The organism is Sedimentibacter sp., from assembly GCF_033447055.1.
Classification (GTDB): Bacteria; Bacillota; Clostridia; order Tissierellales; family Sedimentibacteraceae; genus Sedimentibacter.
The window spans coordinates 1-18,076 of record NZ_JAWQJF010000145.1 but is presented as its reverse complement, the minus strand read 5'-3'; the positions used below and the strand labels follow the sequence as shown (position 1 = coordinate 18,076).

The 18,076-nt window shown below is 31.5% G+C and carries 17 protein-coding genes and 2 pseudogenes; 2 read left to right on the top strand and 17 right to left on the bottom strand.

The window, feature by feature from the left end:
• Positions 1-344: 344 nt before the first annotated feature.
• The 5 genes from SA378_RS10110 to SA378_RS10090 form a co-directional block, all read right to left on the bottom strand.
• On the bottom strand, positions 345-1,784 hold the full coding sequence (locus SA378_RS10110) for an aminoacyl-histidine dipeptidase (protein WP_318525866.1): 1,440 nt from the start codon (positions 1,782-1,784) through the stop codon (positions 345-347).
• Positions 1,785-1,806: 22 nt separating this feature from the next.
• Entirely contained in the window at positions 1,807-2,316 is a 510-nt protein-coding gene (gene lepB / locus SA378_RS10105) for a signal peptidase I (RefSeq protein WP_318525862.1), read from the bottom strand.
• Positions 2,300-2,590 carry a hypothetical protein gene (locus tag SA378_RS10100; protein WP_318525861.1) on the bottom strand — a complete coding sequence of 97 codons (291 nt, stop codon included), beginning with the start codon at positions 2,588-2,590 and terminating at the stop codon, positions 2,300-2,302. Before SA378_RS10100 ends, lepB begins: the two co-directional genes overlap by 17 nt.
• A gap of 120 nt (positions 2,591-2,710) precedes the next feature.
• A complete protein-coding gene (locus tag SA378_RS10095; protein ID WP_318525860.1) occupies positions 2,711-4,780 on the bottom strand; it encodes a sigma-54 interaction domain-containing protein in 2,070 nt (689 codons plus the stop codon).
• Positions 4,781-4,808: 28 nt separating this feature from the next.
• The gene (locus SA378_RS10090; protein ID WP_318525859.1) at positions 4,809-5,906 is read right to left on the bottom strand and encodes a Xaa-Pro peptidase family protein; all 1,098 of its coding nucleotides are present in this window, start codon (positions 5,904-5,906) and stop codon (positions 4,809-4,811) included.
• Positions 5,907-6,182: 276 nt separating this feature from the next.
• Here SA378_RS10090 and trkA point away from each other — a divergent pair, with 276 nt between their 5' ends.
• A complete protein-coding gene (gene trkA / locus SA378_RS10085; protein WP_318525858.1) occupies positions 6,183-7,541 on the top strand; it encodes a Trk system potassium transporter TrkA in 1,359 nt (452 codons plus the stop codon).
• A gap of 14 nt (positions 7,542-7,555) precedes the next feature.
• Complete coding sequence (locus tag SA378_RS10080) at positions 7,556-9,001, top strand: TrkH family potassium uptake protein (protein ID WP_318525857.1); 1,446 nt, start codon at positions 7,556-7,558, stop codon at positions 8,999-9,001.
• Positions 9,002-9,050: 49 nt separating this feature from the next.
• Here the strand turns inward: SA378_RS10080 and SA378_RS10075 are convergent, their stop codons facing one another.
• From SA378_RS10075 to SA378_RS10020, 12 genes and pseudogenes are all read right to left on the bottom strand, one after another.
• On the bottom strand, positions 9,051-9,329 hold the full coding sequence (locus SA378_RS10075; RefSeq protein WP_318525865.1) for a cysteine-rich small domain-containing protein: 279 nt from the start codon (positions 9,327-9,329) through the stop codon (positions 9,051-9,053).
• A gap of 36 nt (positions 9,330-9,365) precedes the next feature.
• A pseudogene (locus tag SA378_RS10070) lies at positions 9,366-9,650 on the bottom strand (sirohydrochlorin cobaltochelatase); the annotation flags it as partial.
• A 145-nt stretch (positions 9,651-9,795) separates the two neighbouring features.
• Positions 9,796-10,578 carry an ABC transporter ATP-binding protein gene (locus tag SA378_RS10065; RefSeq protein ID WP_318525856.1) on the bottom strand — a complete coding sequence of 261 codons (783 nt, stop codon included), beginning with the start codon at positions 10,576-10,578 and terminating at the stop codon, positions 9,796-9,798.
• A 1-nt stretch (position 10,579) separates the two neighbouring features.
• Positions 10,580-11,584, bottom strand: coding sequence for a FecCD family ABC transporter permease (locus tag SA378_RS10060; protein ID WP_412178696.1), 1,005 nt, complete (start codon positions 11,582-11,584; stop codon positions 10,580-10,582).
• An 89-nt stretch (positions 11,585-11,673) separates the two neighbouring features.
• On the bottom strand, positions 11,674-12,735 hold the full coding sequence (locus SA378_RS10055) for an ABC transporter substrate-binding protein (protein WP_318525855.1): 1,062 nt from the start codon (positions 12,733-12,735) through the stop codon (positions 11,674-11,676).
• Between the two features lie 5 nt (positions 12,736-12,740).
• A complete protein-coding gene (gene cobJ / locus SA378_RS10050; protein ID WP_318525854.1) occupies positions 12,741-13,466 on the bottom strand; it encodes a precorrin-3B C(17)-methyltransferase in 726 nt (241 codons plus the stop codon).
• A complete protein-coding gene (cobI, locus tag SA378_RS10045; protein ID WP_318525853.1) occupies positions 13,467-14,165 on the bottom strand; it encodes a precorrin-2 C(20)-methyltransferase in 699 nt (232 codons plus the stop codon).
• Between the two features lie 11 nt (positions 14,166-14,176).
• Positions 14,177-14,806: a precorrin-8X methylmutase gene (locus SA378_RS10040; RefSeq protein ID WP_318525852.1), complete on the bottom strand. Its 630-nt coding sequence runs from the start codon at positions 14,804-14,806 to the stop codon at positions 14,177-14,179.
• 25 nt (positions 14,807-14,831) lie between these two features.
• Positions 14,832-15,221 carry a cobalamin biosynthesis protein gene (locus SA378_RS10035; RefSeq protein WP_318525863.1) on the bottom strand — a complete coding sequence of 130 codons (390 nt, stop codon included), beginning with the start codon at positions 15,219-15,221 and terminating at the stop codon, positions 14,832-14,834.
• Positions 15,222-15,347: 126 nt separating this feature from the next.
• Complete coding sequence (locus SA378_RS10030; protein WP_318525851.1) at positions 15,348-15,866, bottom strand: hypothetical protein; 519 nt, start codon at positions 15,864-15,866, stop codon at positions 15,348-15,350.
• Complete coding sequence (locus SA378_RS10025) at positions 15,863-17,350, bottom strand: cobyric acid synthase (RefSeq protein WP_318525850.1); 1,488 nt, start codon at positions 17,348-17,350, stop codon at positions 15,863-15,865. Before SA378_RS10025 ends, SA378_RS10030 begins: the two co-directional genes overlap by 4 nt.
• Positions 17,338-18,076 (bottom strand): annotated as a pseudogene (locus SA378_RS10020) (phosphoglycerate mutase); the annotation flags it as partial. The gene SA378_RS10025 and the pseudogene SA378_RS10020, both read right to left, overlap by 13 nt.

The window sequence follows — 18,076 nt, the reverse complement described above, 5'->3', positions numbered from 1 at the left end:
TACGGGAAGTTAGTTAACATTGGGTTATAATAAAATGAACATCGTGGAAAAATCCCCTTATTTTTTCCAACGTTAATGTACTCCTATATTAAACGGTAATAGTAATTATAGCACAATTCGTAAACAATATCAATTTTTATTTATAATATACTGTTAATGATTAAAAATTGAAAAAAGTATTTGAAAAATTAAGTGCAAATGTATGATTTGTGTATAAATAATTTTAATTCACAAATTGTAAATAATTGCTATTATATTGAAATATTGGTTTAAGTACTAGTTTCAATATTACTCATAATAGTATAATTAAATCAATTCTTAAAATATGTATCATTTTTTATATTCTATTTTATACTTTTCAATATGCTTAATAGTAGATTATATATATTTTCTGTAGACTTAATACTTACATGTTCATTTGGCGAATGAACATCATAAGTGTCAGGACCCATAGAAATTGCATCCAAGCCTGGTATTTTTTCCATCAAGAGCCCACATTCCAAACCTGCATGTATTGCCTCGACTTTCGGTTCTTTCCCGTACATTTCATTAAAAGTTTTAATGCAAATATCTCTTATTTGTGATTGTTTTGCATACTCCCAGCCTGGATAAAATCCTCCAACTTCACATTCGATTGATAAAAATTCTCCAAGTTGTTTCATGGAAGGAGCAAAATCGTGGGTAAATAATGTTCTTACAGAGCTTCTTGGATGATTGTGCAATGTTACAAACTGCTCATCAGTAGTTATTACTCCAAGATTGTTTGAACTTATCACAAGATTTATTGCAGTGCTTCTTGACAAAACCCCATTTGGCGTTAAGTTTACAGCGGTAATAATTTTATTAAACAACTGTTTTTCCATTGGTATTGCTTGTTTTTTAATATCTTCAAGCAATACTGTCACTGATGAATCAGTAAATACATATTCATTTTTAAGAATTTCATTCCATGTTTCTATTTTGTTTTTTACTTGATCTATATTTTCAATACTGATTATTGCATGTGCTTCTCTGGGTATTGCATTTGATTTAGAACCACCATTAATGCTGACCAATTCAACATAATCAAATAAGTCATAAAGTATTCTTCCTAATATTTTATTGGCATTTCCTCTTTCTTTATCTGCATCAGTACCTGAATGTCCTCCCAGAAGACCTTTAACACTTAATTTATATGCAGTCTTACTTTCTTCCTGGAATTTTACCGGTATCTTAAATAAAACTTCCCCGCCCCCGGCACATCCTGATGTAAATACTCCTTCTTCTTCGCTGTCCAAATTCAAGAGATATTTGCTTTTGAAAATATTTCCATCTACTTTTTCTGCACCTGTCATTCCCTTTTCTTCATCTGTTGTTATTAAAACTTCAAGAGCAGGATGTTCTAAATCATCCGATGACAATATGGCAAGGCACATAGCAACAGCAATGCCATTGTCAGCTCCTAACGTAGTATCTGTTCCATATATATATCCGTCAATTATTCTTAATTTTATAGGATCTTTTTCAAAATCGTGAACTACTCCCTCGTTCTTTTCGCAAACCATATCCATATGGCCTTGCAACATAACCGTTGGAGCATTTTCATAACCTTTTGTTGCAGGTTTTTTAATAATAATATTTAAGCTGTCATCTTGTATTACATCCCAGCCATTATTTTTTGCTAAATTAAATAAATAATTCGATACCTGCTTTTCATTTCCTGAACCTCTAGGTATCTTAGTAACTTCCTCAAAAAAATAAAATACCTTTTCTGGTTTTAAACCTTCTAAAACTCGTTCCACAATTACCTCCTAGTTACAAATCATGTTATTCTACATTACCTACTCTGTTAAATGGGAAAAATCTAAAAATTACTTTTCCGATTATTTTGCTTTCGTCAATATAAGGATTTTCCCAATATCTCGCATCATACGAAATTGGTCTGTTGTCTCCTAAAAAGAAATACGAATGTTCAGGAACATTAAATATTTTTGCATCTCCTTCTGATTTTACAACATATGGTTCATCTAGCTTTTCACCATTAATATAAACATCGCCGTCAGCATTTACCTCAACAGTTTCTCCCGGCAATCCAATTAGTCTCTTAACAAGCCTCTTATTGTCAATCTCATCCGATTTAAAAACAATTATATCCCCACGCTTTGCTTCTTTTATATCAAATAATTCATTAACATAAAGTCTGTCACCAGGTATAATAGTGTCCTCCATTGAACCTGTTGGCACTGTAACTAATATAAACACAAACTTATTTAAAAACAATACAATAACCAGAGCAATTACTACAGGAACGACCCACTCTTTAATAAAATACTTCATTTCCCCACATCCATTCTACTTTATCTTCCATAATCACACGAATTTGACCTAAAGCAGCCTTTAGTGCCATTTCAGGCAAAAATAAATCATCTATATATACAGATGATACAATTACATTAAACCCGCCCTTTTTAAAATTTTCAAGATATCTATTTTTTATAACTTCTTTTTCTCCTGCCAAATATCTGTTATAAATTTCGCCCGCAAGGTCTAAGTGAGTATCTACGACTATATTATTCTTATGTAAATATAATGCTGTCTGTTTAAAATTCATTTACGTCTCCTTTACAATACTAATACTATTATTATAAATAGTTTGTATAAATTTTACAAGCTTATTTTGAGAACATCAGAATAACCAATTTCAGCATTTTAAATTATTGTCTTAAAATGACTAAATATGTAATCCATTCATTTTCAAATGTTTTACAGTTTGTCTTCCGAAATTTGTTATTAATGTACCGCTTCTTCCTTTGTATATTTCAACCATAGAGAATTTTTCCAGGTTAATTAAAACAGTTCTAATTTCCTGCTCGCTTATAAAAATTCCTTTTTTCTTTGCTATTTCACAAAGACTTCTTCTGCCTAGCCTCTTGTTGCTTAAATATCCCTTTTCCAATTCTTCCAGCACAAATATGTATTTTCTGATATTGTTACCTGCAATTTCCAAAAATTCAACAATGTTGTCTTGTTCATTTATATCATCGTCTTCACAATTATCATCTTGGCAGTTAAAAGGCAAATCCTTAGCATCTATTTGACTCAAATCCAAATTAACTAAATATTCAACACAGTTTTTCAATTCTCTTACATTTCCATTCCAATTATAATCAATAAGTATATTTTTTGCTTTTTCTGTAAGTGTAAAATTGTTTTTAAAATGTTTTTTTTCATATTCAATAAAAAATAATATGTCTTCTTTTCTTTCTCTGAGAGGAGGAATTTTTAAAGGAAGCACATTTAATCTGTAGAACAAGTCATTCCTAAACTCTCCATTTGCAACAAGTTTTTTTATGTCCTTGTTTGTAGCAGCTATAATTCTAATATCTACGTCTATAAGTCTATCTCCTCCAATCCTTACTATCTGCCTTTCCTGCAAAGCTCTAAGAAGTTTTACTTGAAGATTCATTGGCATTTCTGAAATTTCATCCAAAAATAAAGTGCCTTTATGTGCCAATTCAAAAAGACCTGGTTTTCCGCCTTTTCTTGCACCTGTAAATGCACCTTCTTCATAACCAAACAACTCGCTTTCCAAAAGGTTCTCCGGAAATGCGCCACAGTTTACAGCAACAAATTGATATTTTTTCCTTTTTGAGTTATTGTGAATAGCTTGTGAAAACAATTCTTTGCCTGTACCTGTTTCTCCTGTCAGTAATATTGATGAATCTGATTTTGACATACGTTTAGCTATACTTTTGCATTCTATTATTGAACCGCTTGTTCCAATTATATCATCAAATGTATATTTTGCATTGTGTCCATGTCCAATGAGCTGTTTTCTGAGAATATGTTCCTTTTTTTCCATATCAATATACTTTCTTATTATGGCAACAGCACCATACAATTTTCCTGAATGGGCAATTGGATTAACAGTAACTACAACATCATATCCATTTATTTTAACTATTTTCTCTTCTACAGATTTTAAGCTATTCAAAACATATTCAAAAGGTATTTGTGCAAATAGTAATATTCCATCTTCATTTAATACTTGGTGTTCTTCAAGTCCGATGATTTTTCTTGCATTTTCATTGTATAAAAATACATCTCCTTCATAGCCAATTCCAATTACTCCGGAATCAATAACCTGTAGCAATATGTCTAACTGGCTTTCACGGCTATTTGTAAGTTCTAGTATTTTCAATAAACCAAAATTAGGTGTGTCAATTTCTTCGTAACTTCTGATGATATCCTGCCTGTCAAGCAAAGGAAATAAATCAAATTTGTATCCCACATCAAGTATGGAATTTATATCAAGCAAACTGTTGCCAATATTGACAATACTTTTCACTATCTCCGGAGCAAATTCTGTCTGTCCCAAAATAATTACCGTTTTATCATTTAAATTATTTTTATCTGTCGACCAATATGAATGAAGAACAATATGTCTTGCACCTAATTGATATATTACTGAAATAATTTGTTCAGCCATTTCAGGACTTTCATCAATCAATACTACTTCAGTTCCCGCTTTTATTTTTTTTATATTGTCTAATCCTGATTTAGATATTGTTCTGGTTGCAAAAAGCAAATCAGACTCTTCTTTAATATAATTCTTTACTTTTTCATACATGTCATAAGAAGGAATTAAAATTACATCAGAATCTATTTTTTTTTGTTTGTCTATATCATCAATACAAATTTTTTTTACTATTATATTGTCTTGAAACAAACTCATTATTTGTTTGTAATAGGAGTTGACTGATTCTATACTATAACTTACAATAGCTAATGATTTCTTCATAAAGTTCTCCCGATATTATTAATTATTGTTAATTGTTATTTATTATCATTATTTCCTTTGATGCTTTATTTAAAACTTCATTACCGCTTTCAGTTACAGCGACTATATCTTCAATACGCACACCAAACTTTCCCGTCAAGTAAATTCCAGGCTCTATGCTGAATACCATGCCTTTTTCTAAAATTTTTTCATTGCTCTTTTTAATATCCGGAGATTCATGCACCGAATAACCAATACCGTGACCGAGTCTTGTGATGAAATATTTGCCATATCCTTCTTTTTCTATTATTTCTCTTGCTGCTTTGTCAACATCAGGAATGTACGCTCCTTGTACAGCTGCCTTTTCGCCTGCTTCCTGTGATTTTAAAACAATTTCATAAATTTTTCTTTCTTCCTCTGTAATTCCTCCGACAAACACTGTTCTTGACATATCTGCACACATATTATTATATTTGCAACCCCAGTCAAGTATTATAATATCTTTTTCCTGTATAACTCTCTGGTCACTGTTATAATGCGGATAAGAAGAATTAGGCCCTGAACAAACCATTGTAAATCCTTCATCAGCACCCTTCAATTTAAAAATTTCATTCATTTTTTTTGAAATATCCGCTTCTTTTATTCCCGGTTTTATAAATTTTAACAATTCTATATATGACTCATCTGTTATTCGAGCTGCCGTTCTAAGATTTTCAAGTTCTTCTTCGTCTTTTATCATTCTCATTTCTTCGAGCAGAGGCTTACCGTTCACAAATTTAACGTCCATGGCTTCCATTATTTGAAGTATTAGAAAAGCTCTCTCTGTTGAATTAACGCCTATTGTTTTACCTATTAATTCCTGTTCTTCAAAAGCTTTTTTAATTGTATCAGTAAATAAATCTCCGTCGAACCATCCGTACACTTTGATATCCGAACCTAGTACTTCCTGAACTTCATCAACTGTCAATAAATTGCATATGTAAAAATATGTTCCGTCATTTTTAATTATTATAGCTTGAAACCTTTCACAAAGATGAGTATTATGCCCCATTATAAATTCCATTTCTTCAGATGGCGCTATCAGTATTGCATCCATATTTTTCTGTTGTAAAATGTTTACAAGTTTATCCAAATATTTTTTTCTCATTACATACCTCTTTCCTAACGATTACCTTACATATTGATAATCCATTATTTACATTATACTACTGATAGTTCAAGAAGTAAATTACCTGTTTCAAACCTGTTTAAATTCCGCTGAAATATAGATATTAATTTGTCAATTTCGAGTTCTATGTTTTACCGTCCTATGTAAGCAATAACCAAAATTGTCACAGCTTGCAATTTATCAGTTTTGTGTTATAATATCTATTAATTGACTTTAATGTTTTGTTTTATATAGATTGTATTTTTGGAGGAAAAAATGAAAATAGTAATTGTTGGTGGTGGAAAAGTTGGCTACACATTAGCACAACAATTATCTACTGAAAATCATGACATTATACTTGTTGACGACAATAGCGATGTGCTAAATCACGCTGATGAAACCCTTGATGTTATGTGCATAAAGGGTAACGGAGCGAGTGTGGAAATTTTAAGAGAAGCAAATATAAGTGAAGCTGATTTGTTAATAGCAGTCACCGATGGTGATGAATTAAATATGATATGTTGTGTAATAGGTAAAAAGTTAGGAGCGAAGCATACGGTTGCCCGTGTAAGAAATACCGATTATTCTAACGAATTCAAAATGCTCAAACAAGAACTCGAACTTGACATGATCATAAATCCTGAGATGGATGCAGCTGATGAAATTGCCAGAATGCTTCAATTCCCTTTAGCCACAAATGTTGAATCATTTGCTTCCAATATGTTAGAAATGGTCGAATTTCGTGTGCTGGAAAGCGATGCATTAGTTAATATAAAATTAATGGATTTAACTAAAAAGATACCGGCTAAAGTTTTATTTTGTGTCGTAAGAAGAAACGGTGAAATTACCATTCCTAAAGGAAATTTTATATTCTGCACTAATGATTTAGTTTATGTAATTGGTGAAAGAAGTGATATTTTCAATTTCTTTAAATTTTTAGGCAGAAGTTCTCATAAAGCTAAAAATGTTACTATTATTGGAGGAAGCAGAATAGCAATTTATTTAACATGGATATTAAATGAAGTAGGTATAAATGTTAAAATAATTGAATTAGACAAAGACCGATGCATTTTATTGAATGATATATTATCAAATACTTTAATTATTCGTGGAGATGGTACAGATCAAGAAGTACTGGATAACGAAAACATTCGGGCAGCTGACGCATTTGTAGCTTTAACAGACAGGGATGAGGAAAATTTAATTTCATCTTTATATGCACATCAATGCGGCATAAATAAAGTTGTATTGAAAATTAATCGTCAAAATTATTTCCCTATTGTTAAGAAGCTTGGATTAGACAGCATTATAAGCCCTAAATTTACTACTGCCAGCAATATTCTAAGATATGTTCGTGCTTTGAATAATTCACAAGGTATCGCAGTAGAAAAGCTGTATAAAATATTAGATGATGAAGCAGAAATTGCAGAATTTACTGCTAATAACTCTGCAGATTTATTGAATATCAAATTGAAAAATTTAGTATTAAAAAAGGATGTATTGATAGCTGCCATAGTACGCAATAAAAAAATAATTATCCCATATGGAAATGACTTTATAAAAGAAGGCGATAAAGTTATTGTAGTAACTAAGACTGGTTTTATTTCTGACCTTAGCGAAATATTAGAGGATTAGTCGGAGGCAATGTAATGAATATTCGAGTTGTACTTAAAATACTAGGTACAGTTTTATTTTGGGAATCAATACTTATGATTCCGTCACTTGTTATTTCAATAATTGATAACAGCTATGATATAAATGCTTTTATTATCTCTATCGTATTAATAGGTATAATAGGTTTAATTTTGAAAAACATAAAAACTAACAATTTTCAGTTGCGCAAAAGAGAAGGTTATGCATCCGTTGCTATGTGCTGGCTTGTGATGTCTCTATTTGGTGCATTACCTTTTTATTTAAGCGGAGCAATTCCAAGCTTTATTGATGCATTATTTGAAACAGCTTCAGGTTTTACAACAACCGGTTCCAGTATTTTACAAGATATCGAAAGTCTTCCCAGAGGTTTAATATTTTGGAGAAGTTTCACTCACTGGATAGGCGGTATGGGTGTTCTCGTATTTACATTAGCATTAGTTCCTTCCTTAGGTGCCCGCTCTGTTTTTTTAATGCGTGCAGAAAGCCCAGGACCTTCACCCGGGAAATTGGTTCCAAAACTTTCAGATACAGCCAAAATATTATATGTTATTTATGGAGCTATGACATTAATTTTAATTATTCTTTTAATTATTGCCGGTATGCCTGTTTTTGATTCATTTATACATGCTTTTGGAACTGCCGGAACTGGAGGATTTTCTTCTAAATCATTAAGTATAGGCTATTATAATAATCCTTGTTTTGAATGGATAATTGCAATATTTATGTTCTTATTTGGTGCAAATTTTTCTCTTTATTATTTAATAATTAAAGGTGATTGGAAAAGTATATTTAAAAATGAAGAATTAAAATTTTATGGAATTACGGTATTGATTGCTATAATATTAATTTGTATCAACATTTTACCATTGTATAATTATTCCATTGTAGAAGCGATTAGACGCTCAGCTTTTCAAGTATCAACTTTAGTTACAACTACAGGCTATGCAACAGCCGATTTTAATTTGTGGCCTATGTTTTCAAAATCAATTTTATTAATGCTTATGTTTTTTGGAGCATGTGCAGGTTCAACAGGCGGTGGAGTAAAATTTATAAGAATTTTAGTTCTAGCTAAATCCATTATTTATGAAATAAGACACACTATACATCCGACTTCAATACAAACTGTTAAAGTTGATGGCAAGTCATTAGATAATGATACTTTAAAAAGCATAATGATTTTCTTTTTTGCGTATGTTGCAATTATTATAGTTGCCGTACTAATTGTATCATTGGATAATTTTGATTTTATGACTACTTTTTCAGCTGTTCTTGCGACAATAAGCAATATAGGTCCTGGTTTTGAAGTAGTAGGACCCATGGGTAATTATGCTGACTTTTCAATACTGAGCAAATTCACCATGACTGCATGCATGATAATAGGAAGACTTGAAGTAATACCTGTAATAACATTGTTTGCTCCTTCCGTATGGAAGAAGCATTAGATATTTTATAAAACATGACCATTGGCCCAGCCGGTGGTCATGTTTTATATCAGAAATCACTACCTAATTTAATGACATCTTTTATTTTTGACATTATTATTTCATAGCCTCCTTTTGAATGAGGTATAAGGCAATTAGAACAATCTTTAATACCATTTTTTATAACATAGTTGCCACCGCAATCTCCTTTTAACGCATATAGAGGACAGTAACAAAAAAGGCAATTGAAGTTTTCCACATCGTCTGTTTTGTGGCAAGGAAAAAACTCACATTTAGTGTTTTGAAAAAATTTGTAATTCTCAGTAAAAAAATTATGCTTCCTTTCAATACATTCTTTATTGTTTAAATCCGTTTTAACATATGATTTAATTACATCTATTTCTTTTTTACCCATATTATCATCTAAAAATGTCCTGGAAATTTTAATTTCCTCAAAATCATTTCTATACTTTTCAATAGTTTTTAATATTATTTCATATTCAATTCCAGGTATTATATAAGTTACAACAACAAAAATATGAGTATATCCATTTTCTTTTAGTTTGTCAAGACACATTTCCATGTTATCAACTTCAATAGTTTCTATATACTTTTTTCTTGAGTCATTGATAGAACATCCAAAACTTGCTACAACAATCGCTTTTTTCATATTTCCTCCTTTAATTTTCAAGTAGTTTATAAGTATTTAATATGTCGGGTGAAATCTATTTTCAAGCTAATATTATCCACTGCTGTAAAATTTCCAAACTTCTTGCTAAGATTATTAATTTCTATCATAATTTCCTTTCACTGCATCATGCTATAGTCTTTTTAGGAATGAAATACGGACATTTATTGATTTCATCCTCGTATATATCTGCATCTATACCAAAAATATTTTTCAACATGGATTTATTAATAATTTTATCAGGTATATCAAATTCGGATAATTTTCCCCTGTTAATTACCATAATTTTATCAGAATATCTTGATGCCTGATTTAAATCATGTAAAACCATAACTACGGTTATTCCCAAAGTATTATTTAATTCTTTAATAAGCTCTAAAACTTCCAACTGATATGATATATCAAGATAAGTTGTTGGTTCATCAAGAATCAAAATTTGTGGCTTTTGTGCCAAAGACATTGCTATCCAAGCCCTCTGTCTTTCCCCACCTGATAACGTACAAACAAGTCTTTTCCGCATATTTTCAAGTCCGGTTTTTTCTATAGCCCAGCTCACAATCTCATTATCTTCCTTAGATAATCTCTTCCCGAAATTCAAATGTGGATATCTTCCATAGGATACTAATTCTTCTACCGAAATATCTGATGATACATTTTTAACCTGAGGCAGGACTGCAAGTTTTTTAGCAATTTCTTTAGTATCTATTTGTTTAATATTATTTTTGTCTAAAAAAACATTTCCTCTTGAAAATTTTAAACATCTGCTTACCGCTTTTATGAGAGTAGATTTTCCTGAACCGTTTGGCCCGATTATGGTTACAATTTCTCCGGTATTTATATGAAAATTAATGTCTTTAAGCACTTCTTTATCACTGTAACTAACATCTAAATTTTCAACTGTTATGTTCATTTTAATACTCTCCTTTTTTTCTAAGTAAATACAAGAAAAATGGTGCTCCCAAAGCTGACATTATTATTCCAACAGGTATTTCTAAAGGTGCAAAAAGTACCCTTGCCAAAGTATCACAAAGCACAACCGTAGCTGAACCTGTGAAAATAGTTGCCGGTAACAAGTATCTATAATCCGAACCAATAAAAAGTCTTGTAATATGAGGCACTATCAAACCTACAAATCCTAACAATCCTACAACACTTACAGCTGCTCCTGCAAGGAGTGATGAAATAACAATAAATAAAAATCTCGTTTTTTCAACATTCATTCCAAGTCCGATAGCTACCTCATCTCCCAGCATTAAAACATTCAATTTATTAGGCATAAGTAAAACTAACGCAACTCCAACTGATGCGTATGGCCATATCATGCTTACCTGCTTCCAGTTAACTGCTGAAAGACCTCCAACCATAAATCCAATTACACCTGCTATTTTATTAGGATAGAAAGTCATAATAATATTATTTCCGGCTCCTAAAAGAGAAGAAACTGCAACTCCGGCTAAAATTAATCTTGTAGGTGCTGCTCCGTCCTTCCATGCTAAAATATATATGAACAATGTAGCAATAAGTGCTCCCGCAAAAGAACAAATTGGAGCTAAATAATAATAGTTCGGAAAAAGTATGAGAACAATAAGCGTCATAAGGCCTGCTCCGGATGAAACACCTATTATATTAGGTCCAGCCAATGGATTTCTCATAATACCTTGTAAAATTGCCCCGGATAAAGCAAGACATGTTCCCACTAATGATGCCACTATTGTCCTAGGCAATCTAACATTCCATATTATTTGATAATTTACAGAAGACAGACTCACAAAGAGTGTATCAATTATTTCCTTAATAGATATTCTAACTGCTCCATTAGCCATACTTATTAAAAAGCTTATAACAGACAGACAAATACAAGCAATTAAAATTAATCCTTTTTTTATTCCTTTTTCCTTAATATTACGACATTCCATTATGTACTCCTAATTACAATTAGTCCCGGATTATCCTACTTTATTACAAGTGGAACGACACGAATGCCGTTCCATTAAATTATTATATTCTATTGTTCTTTAAACACTTCAGGATATAATATTTTAGCTAAACCTTCATATGCTTCAGGATATCTTTGATTTGGTTTGTAGAGATATAAATCCTTTGGCAAAACAATGTATCTGTCTTCTTTAACTGCTGTAAGAGAAGCCCACGCAGGATTGTCCAGTGCTTCAGTTTTCAATCTTTCTTTGATTTTTTCCAAATCACTTCCCATTGTTTGTACGAAAATGAAATCCGGATCTTCTTGTATTATTTTTTCCATGCTAAATGTCTTTGTATCTGTTACATCACTAGCAGCATCTGATATGTTTACAGTGTTTAAATCTTTAAGCATTTCTCCAACCATTGTGTTAGAATCTCTTACTGTGATACTTTTAGCTGTTGCAAATAAAATTACTGCTTTATAATTTTTGTCAGTAGGAACTTTTGATATTATTTCATCAACGCCCTTTTGAATTTCATTCACATTATTTTCATATAAATCTTCTCTTCCGGTAATAGCTGTAAATAGTCTTACTGTTTTATAATAATCTTCTAACAAATCATTGTCTAATCCTATAACTTCAATACCGCTCTGTTCTAAAACCGGAATCATTTCTTTTTGAGCAGCATAACTGCTTGCAACAATAACCAAGTCCGGCTTTAAAGACAATACCTTCTCCATGCTTGGTGAACCTACCGCTCCTACTACTTCTGCTGACATAGCATTTTCTATTATTTTATCTTCTGATTCTTCAACTCTTCCTATAACAGTTCCACCAGCCTGATCCCAAATTTCCAATAATGAGTTTTGTAATACAACTACTCTTTCAGGATTCTTTGTTATAGTTACTTCTTGATCTCTAAAATCGGTAAATGTAACATTTTCTTCGTTAATTATTATATTGTATTTAGACTCCCATTCCTTTTTTTCTTCATTTTTGTTAATTTCAGTTTCACCTTCAATAGTTTTAATTTCTGTATTTAAAGTAGCATCTGTTTTAACCCCAAAATATTTGCTACATCCTGCAATTAATGTAGCTATCATCAAAATCAGTATTAGTACTAATAACATTCTTAATTTTTTCATTTTATTTATCCTCTTTCATTTAAGTTATAACCTCTTTGGGTTATGATTTTATTTTCTTTAATGTAAGTTGAACTGTTTCCAACTATTACTATGCTTACCATATCAACTGCATCATAATCAATTGTGTCTATAGTGCATATAATAACTTCCTGGTTTTCCCTCGCAACATTTTTTACTATTCCAACAGGAGTTGAACTTGATTTATATTTTTTCATTATTTCAAAAGCATGTTGTAAATAATCAGGACGCCCTTTGCTTCTAGGATTATAAATACATATTACGAAATCTCCTTGTGATGCTAGATCAACTCTTTTATAAATAAGGTCTATGGGTGTCAATAAATCACTTAAGCTTATGTGGCAGAAATCATGCATAAGCGGTGCTCCAAGAACAGCTGCTGCTGCAGTTGACGCCGTTACTCCGCTTATTATCTTCACTTCCTCATCTTCTGCTATTTCAAGAACAAGTCCTGCCATGCCATATACACCTGCATCTCCTGAGCTTATAACTGCAACAGTCTTTCCAGTTTTAGAAATTTCAACTGCTTTTTTCACCCTGTCTATTTCCTGTTTCATGCCGTTTGAAACTACTTCTTTATCATTAATAATATCTTTAACTAAATCTATGTATGTTTTGTATCCCACAATAACATCAGATTTCTTAATTGCATTCATTGCCTCATATGTCATTGTATCTTTGCTTCCCGGCCCTATTCCGACTACGTATATCATTTATATCTCCCATTTTTTATTTATTAATATTGTTGTAAAATATGAAATATCCTCTTGTTTTATATTTTTAATATCTCTATAAACCATTTCTTTATTTTTTGATGAATTACTTACAACAATTGAGCAATTTTCCAGTTCCTCATCTAACAGTATCTTTATAATATCGTTAAAATTTTTATATACCTTCATTAAAACAATGGAATTTTCATTTTTTATATATCTTTTTAGTTTTTCCATTTCCATATTTGCTGGAAGAATTATAAGAGGGTCTTCACCTTCAACCAGTGGGAAATTGTTGTTGGCCGCAATATCCAAAAATGATGCAATGCCAGGTATGGTGGTAATTTTTACTTTGTTTTTCAATAATTTTAAAAGATAAATATACGTACTGTAAACCATTGGGTCTCCAATAGTTACAAAACCGACCTTTTTCCCATCGGAAACATCTTGCTCAATTTCACCGGCTATTACATCCCATGAATTTTGAAGTTCTAAGCAATCATAATTCATTGGGAAATGTCTATCTTTGACTTCAGTACTTTTATTTAAATACCCTTTTACTATTTCATGAGCGATGCTATAAGTTTCATCTTTCTTAGCTGTTGGTACATACAATATGTCAAGAATTCCCAGTACATCAATAGCACTCTTAGTTACTTTATCACTGTTACCAACGCCAACTCCAATTCCGTAAAACATAATACCCCCTGTTAGTCAATATTGTATAAAAGAGCGTTGCATATTGCTGCTGCTATGTTGCTTCCACCTTTTCTTCCCTTTGCAACAATGTATTCAACATTATCTAAACTCATTATTAATTCCTTTGCTTCCACTACATTTACAAAACCTACAGGAACCCCTATTATCAATTCAGGTTTAAACTTACCCTCTTTAATAATTTCATAAAGTTTTATTAGTGCTGTGGGCGCATTACCTATTGCCATAATTACCGGTCCCTTATTTTTAGCTGCTCTTTCCATTGAAACAGTTGCTCTTGTTTCACCACGCATCTGTGCTTCTTTTGCTACATCTTCATCAGCCATAAAAAATTTAATTGTAACACCAAACTTTTCAGCAGCTTTTTTATTGATGCCTGCATACGCCATATTTGTGTCAGTAACAATTGTTGCGCCTATTTTTAAAGCTTCTTTTGCTCTGCTGACTGCATTTTCTGAAAAACATAAATTATTTAAATAATCAAAATCTGCTGATGTATGTATTACCCTTTTTATAATTGGTTCTTTTTCCGTATCTAACTTCAAATTTCCTAACTCTTCTTGTATTAATTCAAAACTTCTTTTTTCAATATTGTGTGGTTCCACATATTCTATGTTGTTCATTTTTCCTCCTGTCCACAATAATATCTCAATTAAAATTTACTTCGTAATCATCTATTGCTGCAGCAACCGTAACTGAATTAGCAATTGATTTTCTTATTATCAGTTTTTTAGAACTACTTCCCATAATTGCTGCTCTCTCGCAAACTGTATCAACACCTGCAACTTTCTTTACAAAGTCAGACTCGGTAAAATCACCTTCTAGGGAATTAAGCTCTTCCTTTGTATATGTATTAAACGGAACTTTAAAAATTTCAGAAGTTTTAATAATCCCTTCTTCCTCTTTTTTTAAATCTATGGAATTTATAGATTGTATTCCAAAGTATGAAATATTATTTTCCGTGAGCACTTTTTTTACTGAATCATAAATATTATCAAAACTTGTACCCTTCCTGCATCCAACCCCAACTGATACTATTCTTGGAATTAAGTTTAATGTTTTGTCAAAAGGCTTTTTATTGTTGTCTAAACTGATACATATACCTATATTTTTCTCATTTGCATCTAACTCTTTTGGTATATCACTTACTATATCAAATTCACTTTATAATCCGATTTTTTTATCTTCAATTATATCTGCAGCGATGTCTTTTGCTTCTTTTAAACTTACTATGTAAAGATTTTTATTTGTTGCCCATTCATCAACAGCAAATTTATCATTAACATCTGTTCCGGTTGTAATAATTGGATTTCCGCCAACCACATGAGCAATTTTTAATGTAAGCTTATTTGCTCCTCCTATATGCCCGCTTAAAAGAGAAATAACATTCAGCCCTCTTTCATCCATACATATAACGGCAGGATCTGTTTTTTTGCTCGTAACAAATGGAGCTATTGCTCTTACAGCTATTCCCGCTGCTCCTATGAAAATTATGCAGTCCTTATTTTCAAAAGACTTTTCGGTGCTTTTATATAAATTGTCAGGTATTAATTTTACATGTTTTCCTGCGTTTACATATCTTTCAGGAACAAATGCTTCTATTTTACATTCCTTTAAACTTTCTATAATTTTATCGCATAGTCTTGCGCCGTTTCCAGAAAAAGCATATATATCTATATTCATTTTTCGATACCAACAATTTTATAAATTTTATCCATATCAAGAGAATTTCTCACACAATCAGCTAATAAATCATATTGACTTTCTTTGTACTTGTTCATATCAAAATCTTCAAGATTGTTTAAAGATATACCCTTCTGCTCGGCTAATATTTTAATAATTGCATTAACAACCTCACAGTTATCAAAAATACCGTGTATATAGCTTCCTGCAACATTGTTGTTTACACATCCATCAAGCTTATCATCTATTGTGTTCATTGGGTCACCCTCGATAACTTCAGTTTCTCCCATATGAATTTCATATCCTTCAACTTCTATTCCTGATAATTTCTCATATAAACCATTTAATTTATTAATTTTACCATTTGTTTGAGTTGTTGTTTTTTCTTTGTAAAAGGTTGTCCGAGTTTTCAAAAGTCCAAGTCCTCTGATGCTTCCTCCACCTTCTACATTATCAGGGTCATTTATTATTTCTCCAAGCATTTGATAACCGCCACAAACACCAAAAACTGCTTTACCTTCATTTGCATGCCTTACAATTTTAGTTTCTAAACCGGATTGTCTAAGCCACATTAAATCTTCAATAGTATTTTTAGTTCCTGGTATAATTATCATACTAGGATCGCCAATGTCTTTAGCAGATGATATATATCTTACAGAGACACCTTTTACCATGGAAAAAACATTAAAATCAGTAAAATTTGACAAACGAGGCAATTTTATCACTGCTATCTCTATTAAGCCATGCTCATCATTGTTGTTTAATCTTTCTGAAAGACTGTCTTCATCATCTATGTCAACTTTTAAATAAGGAACAACTCCTAAAGTACTTACATTAGTAATATCAGAAAGCATGTCTAATCCCGGTGTCAATAAATTAATATCACCTCTGAACTTATTGATGACAAATCCTTTAACTCTTGCTTTTTCTTCATCATTAAATAAAAGCATTGTGCCTGCCAAAGATGCAAAAACTCCACCTCTATCGATATCCCCGACAATTATCACAGGAGCATCAACCATTTCTGCCATACCCATATTTACAATATCTTGTTTTCTCAAGTTTATTTCTGCGGGACTTCCCGCACCTTCAATTACTATAATGTCATATTCCCCCGCTAATGAATTATATGCTTTCATAATATGGGGAATCATGTCTTGCTTGTAAGTGTAGTATTCGCCCGCAGTCATGTCTTTGAATACTTTGCCGTTTAACACAACTTGTGAACCTTTATCTCCTGTAGGTTTTAATAAAATCGGGTTCATCCTGACATCTGGTTCAATTCCTGCTGCTTCTGCCTGCATTACTTGAGCCCTTCCCATTTCTAATCCATCTTTTGTTATATATGAATTTAAAGCCATGTTCTGTGATTTAAATGGAGCTGTTTTATATCCGTCCTGCTTGAATATCCTGCCAAGTGCTGCTGTTATTAAACTTTTTCCTGCATTAGATGTTGTTCCCTGGACCATTATTACTCTAGCCATATGCTTGTTCCTCTTATTTCTTTTTTAGTGATGTTCATTATTAGATCAACACTTCCTTTTTCATGTTTTCCTGTTTGCGAGCTTGTTTGATGATCCGATACTATAATAATTTTTGTGTTTCTATCAGCATTTTCATATATTATACTTAAAAACTCTCTGTCTATTTTTTCGATGAATTTTATTTTACCCACTAAATCTTTACGGTGAGACACTTCATCTGTTCCATTTATATGAGCAATTACAACATCATGACTTTTTATTTCATTCAAAACAGCGCTTGCTTTTTCAACTAAATCAGTATCTGTATCCCCTGTTGCATTATTTAGTTCTGCCAAATCAATATTCATGCACTTGGCAATACCTTTCACAATTTCAGCGCAGCATACACAAGAACATGATTTGTTGTGCAATGCTGAAAACTCGGGCAATTTAATTTTTTCCGAAACACCCCAAGGATAAAACATGTAATCATTGTTATTTATTGTGATTTTGTTATTTTCAACAAATTCATTAAGCACATCTATATTTTTAATATCCTTAAGCAGTTCATCAAAATTTTGACCTACATTTTCATGAGGGGGTACATTATTTATTAAAGCAGTAAGTTTATTTTTTTTAACTGTTAATAAATTTCTGTAATCGCTTATATGATAAAATTTTATGCCGCTGCCTAATTTCAAATGCTGTGAAGCAATTTCCATTTCATTTCTGCTTAAACCTTTTCCG

What these genes read in the sequence shown, in the direction of transcription:
- SA378_RS10025 (WP_318525850.1), bottom strand. Translation starts at nt 17,350, where the DNA reads ATGGCTAGAGTAATAATGGTCCAGGGAACAACATCTAATGCAGGAAAA.
- SA378_RS10055 (WP_318525855.1), bottom strand. Translation starts at nt 12,735, where the DNA reads ATGAAAAAATTAAGAATGTTATTAGTACTAATACTGATTTTGATGATA.
- SA378_RS10065 (WP_318525856.1), bottom strand. Translation starts at nt 10,578, where the DNA reads ATGAACATAACAGTTGAAAATTTAGATGTTAGTTACAGTGATAAAGAA.
- SA378_RS10100 (WP_318525861.1), bottom strand. Translation starts at nt 2,590, where the DNA reads ATGAATTTTAAACAGACAGCATTATATTTACATAAGAATAATATAGTC.
- SA378_RS10040 (WP_318525852.1), bottom strand. Translation starts at nt 14,806, where the DNA reads ATGAACAACATAGAATATGTGGAACCACACAATATTGAAAAAAGAAGT.
- SA378_RS10095 (WP_318525860.1), bottom strand. Translation starts at nt 4,780, where the DNA reads ATGAAGAAATCATTAGCTATTGTAAGTTATAGTATAGAATCAGTCAAC.
- SA378_RS10060 (WP_412178696.1), bottom strand. Translation starts at nt 11,584, where the DNA reads ATGGAATGTCGTAATATTAAGGAAAAAGGAATAAAAAAAGGATTAATT.
- trkA (WP_318525858.1), top strand. Translation starts at nt 6,183, where the DNA reads ATGAAAATAGTAATTGTTGGTGGTGGAAAAGTTGGCTACACATTAGCA.
- SA378_RS10080 (WP_318525857.1), top strand. Translation starts at nt 7,556, where the DNA reads ATGAATATTCGAGTTGTACTTAAAATACTAGGTACAGTTTTATTTTGG.
- cobI (WP_318525853.1), bottom strand. Translation starts at nt 14,165, where the DNA reads ATGTTTTACGGAATTGGAGTTGGCGTTGGTAACAGTGATAAAGTAACT.
- lepB (WP_318525862.1), bottom strand. Translation starts at nt 2,316, where the DNA reads ATGAAGTATTTTATTAAAGAGTGGGTCGTTCCTGTAGTAATTGCTCTG.
- SA378_RS10030 (WP_318525851.1), bottom strand. Translation starts at nt 15,866, where the DNA reads ATGAATATAGATATATATGCTTTTTCTGGAAACGGCGCAAGACTATGC.
- SA378_RS10090 (WP_318525859.1), bottom strand. Translation starts at nt 5,906, where the DNA reads ATGAGAAAAAAATATTTGGATAAACTTGTAAACATTTTACAACAGAAA.
- cobJ (WP_318525854.1), bottom strand. Translation starts at nt 13,466, where the DNA reads ATGATATACGTAGTCGGAATAGGGCCGGGAAGCAAAGATACAATGACA.